Raw genomic sequence first — 234 nt, forward strand, 5'->3', positions numbered from 1 at the left:
TGTGGGTGTTGGTGGTGTCGACGTCGGTGAAGCTCAGCACCCCGCTGTCGGTCAGGATCGGGGTGGCCGCGTCCTCGGTCACCGCCCCGCTGGTATCGACGCTCAGCACCGGATCGTCGTTGGTGCCGGTGATGGTCAGGGTGACGGTCTCGGTGTCGCTGCCGCCGTCGTTGTCGGTCACGGTCACGTCATAGCTGAAGGTGACCGTCTCGCCGGCCGCCAGGAACTGGGTGG

General features: G+C 67.1%; 1 protein-coding gene. It reads right to left on the reverse strand.

The annotated features are described in order from the left end of the window. On the reverse strand, window positions 1–234 hold a 234-nt coding region (locus MM194_RS21895; protein WP_241344964.1), incomplete at both ends, for a VCBS domain-containing protein.

Source organism: Aeromonas sp. MR16 (assembly GCF_022549315.1).
GTDB classification, from domain to species: Bacteria; Pseudomonadota; Gammaproteobacteria; order Enterobacterales; family Aeromonadaceae; genus Aeromonas; species Aeromonas aquatica.